Source organism: Pseudoalteromonas sp. SR45-5 (assembly GCF_014163565.1).
GTDB classification, from domain to species: Bacteria; Pseudomonadota; Gammaproteobacteria; order Enterobacterales; family Alteromonadaceae; genus Pseudoalteromonas; species Pseudoalteromonas distincta.
Genome location: NZ_JACJDN010000514.1, coordinates 1 through 2,915, shown reverse-complemented (window position 1 = coordinate 2,915; position 2,915 = coordinate 1). Strand labels below are relative to the sequence as shown.

Here is a 2,915-nt window from a genome sequence, read left to right as displayed (position 1 = left end):
CCTGTTTCTTTTTCAACAATTGAAGCCATTATTAGTGCTTCGTATGCTGTTTTATAGGGTAGATTAGCGGCGCGCTGCTGCCAAGCATCATCTAACGTTTGCTGCATTTTTTGTGCTGCACGTTTTAATACACTGCTTGCAGTATCGTTATTATGATAATGGTAAGTGTCGGGGAATAACCAGCCTTCTAAGTGCGTGTTATTACCCAGTATTTGAGTACTTAGTTCGTCAGTTTTTAAATCGTTTTGTAAATTATCAGCTTTTTTAATAGCACTTAGTACTTCACGTAAGTTTTGACCTTCAATTATGGTAAAACTAAAACTAATTTGCTGACCTTGGTTAATTTTTTTTACGTTGTTAATAACGCTATCGGCTGTTAGCTCGTAAAGCCCCGCTTTTAAGTCGGTAAGTGTGGGATCTAATTTGGCAATTACCTGATAACGCCAACAACTTTCTACCCAGTTATTAGCTTGCCATTGTTGGCATAACTTATTAAAGCCAGTGCCATGCTTAACTTCAAATTGTGTGCTTTGTGCTACCTTTAACGGGCTATTTATTGTTGCTTGTAATTGCTGGTAACCAACAGCAGTGGTTATAACAGCTAAAAAAAGTACCGATAAAATAACTTTTAACACTCAGCCTCCTTGGCTAATAATTTAGTTAGTAATGCGTGGCTGTCGTCTGTATTAAATACCTGTTGCTCAATACGTTTTACAGGTACTGCTCCCATTAAGCTATTACACACAAATACGGCGTCTGCTTGGGTTAAGTCTTCTACTTTCACGCGTTTAAATTCAACAGGCAATTTATCACATAACGATTGCAGATAAACGCCCTTTATTCCGCACTCATCAAGCAATGGCGTAAACACACGCTTATTTTTAATCGCAAAAATATTAGCCGCAGAAGCTTCAATTACATTGTTATTGTAATCAAGCACTAACACATCGTCGCAGTTTTGCGTTTGCATTGCTTTTTTAACTAGTACTTGCTCTAGCCGGTTTAGTGTTTTAAGACCCGCTAAATAAGGCTGTGCTGCTAATTTAATTGGGCTTATTTCGAGATTTACACCCTTTTTAACAAGTGCTTCGTAATTACTAGGGTAATCTAATATGCTCAATAAAATAGTAATATTACACTCACTTGGCAGCCCATAACCACGTCCGCCTTCGCCTCGCGTTACAAGTATTTTAAGCACGTTGAGTGGTGCAGCTTTTATATGCAAAGCAATTTGGTTTTCAAGGCGATTAAAATCTAGCTCAGGAAAACCCAAACGCTGTGCGCATTCAATCAAACGCGCTTTATGATGAGCCCAATACTGTACTTGCCCATTAACAACTTTAGCCGTTGTAAAAAAGCCGTCACCGTAATTTAAGCCTCTGTCACGCGTGCTTAAAGTGCTGTTTTGATCTACTGCTATTATTGTTTGCATTTTATTTGGCATATAAAAAAAGCCCAGTTAAACAACTGAGCTCTTATAATTTGATTCGTTGTTAAAAAAGATTATACCTTTTTAAATAGCAACGAGCCATTAGTACCACCAAAACCGAACGAGTTACACAGTGCAAAGTCTAACTTTGCATCACGTGCAGTGTGAGCAATATAATCTAAGTCACACCCTTCGTCTGGGTTATCAAGGTTGATAGTTGGCGACACTTTTTGATCTGTCAGTGATAAAATCGAAATAATCGATTCAACCGAGCCTGCAGCACCTAACAAGTGACCCATCATCGATTTAGACGAGCCTACCATTACATCTTTAGCTGCGTTACCAAAAATAGACTTAACAGCGGCAGTTTCTGCTTTATCGCCTGCATTTGTAGATGTACCGTGTGCGTTAATGTAACCAATTTGCTCAGCGTTCACTTGCGCATCATTTAGTGCGTTTTGCATTGCAAGGGCAGCACCCGCTCCATCTTCTGGTGGTGATGTCATGTGGTACGCATCGCCGCTCATACCAAAGCCTACAAGCTCAGCATAAATTTTAGCGCCACGCGCTTTAGCATGTTCGTACTCTTCAACTACAACAACACCTGCACCATCAGAAAGCACAAAGCCATCGCGGTCTTTATCCCAAGGGCGAGAAGCCGCTTGTGGATCGTCATTGCGGGTTGAAAGTGCACGTGCAGCATTAAAGCCACCCATACCAATTGGGGTACAGGCTTTTTCTGCACCGCCAGCAACCATTGCATCTGCATCACCGTAGGCAATCATGCGCGCGGCATGGCCAATATTATGCAAACCAGTAGTACAGGCAGTTACAATTGAAATATTTGGACCACGAAGTCCATGCATCATTGATAAGTGACCTGAGATCATATTAATAATGGTAGACGGAACATAAAATGGCGATAACTTGCGCGGACCACTATTTAATAACTTAATGTGGTTTTCTTCGATAAGCGTTAAGCCACCAATACCAGAGCCCACAGCTACACCTATACGTGTTGCGTTTTGCTCAGTAATTTCAAGGCCTGAATCTTTAAAGGCTTGAACACCCGCTGCAATGCCGTACTGAATAAACAAGTCCATTTTTTTAGTATCTTTCGCTGACATGTATGCAGTTGCATCAAAGTCATTTATTAAACCAGCGAATTTAGTACCAAATTTTGATGTATCAAAGTGGGTTATTGTTTGAATGCCACTTTTGCCATCTAATAAGCCTTGCCAGGTTGATTGAACATCATTACCTAGCGGCGTCAACATTCCTAAGCCAGTTACGACGACTCGACGTTTAGCCACGGTTTGCCTCCAATAAGGGATATTTACAAGGGGATGATCATACCCAAGCTACCTCAAAGTGCTAGTCCCAAAATAGATTAAAAACGCATAACACAATCAAAATTAATTTTTAGCTAAAATTGAGCATTGAGGCTTAAGTTTTGAATCACGAACTTTGAGGTGGTTTGGATATA

The 2,915-nt window shown here is 40.3% G+C and carries 3 protein-coding genes; all 3 read right to left on the bottom strand.

Annotation, left to right across the window (positions count from 1 at the left end):
- Window positions 1-635 (bottom strand): endolytic transglycosylase MltG (gene mltG, locus H5072_RS15910; RefSeq protein ID WP_182694072.1); only part of this gene is annotated, 635 nt, incomplete at its 3' end.
- On the bottom strand, window positions 629-1,444 hold the full coding sequence (gene pabC, locus H5072_RS15905) for an aminodeoxychorismate lyase (protein ID WP_182694071.1): 816 nt from the start codon (window positions 1,442-1,444) through the stop codon (window positions 629-631). The genes mltG and pabC, both read right to left, overlap by 7 nt.
- A gap of 59 nt (window positions 1,445-1,503) precedes the next feature.
- Window positions 1,504-2,742 carry a beta-ketoacyl-ACP synthase II gene (gene fabF, locus H5072_RS15900; protein WP_002962376.1) on the bottom strand — a complete coding sequence of 413 codons (1,239 nt, stop codon included), beginning with the start codon at window positions 2,740-2,742 and terminating at the stop codon, window positions 1,504-1,506.
- Window positions 2,743-2,915: the final 173 nt, after the last annotated feature.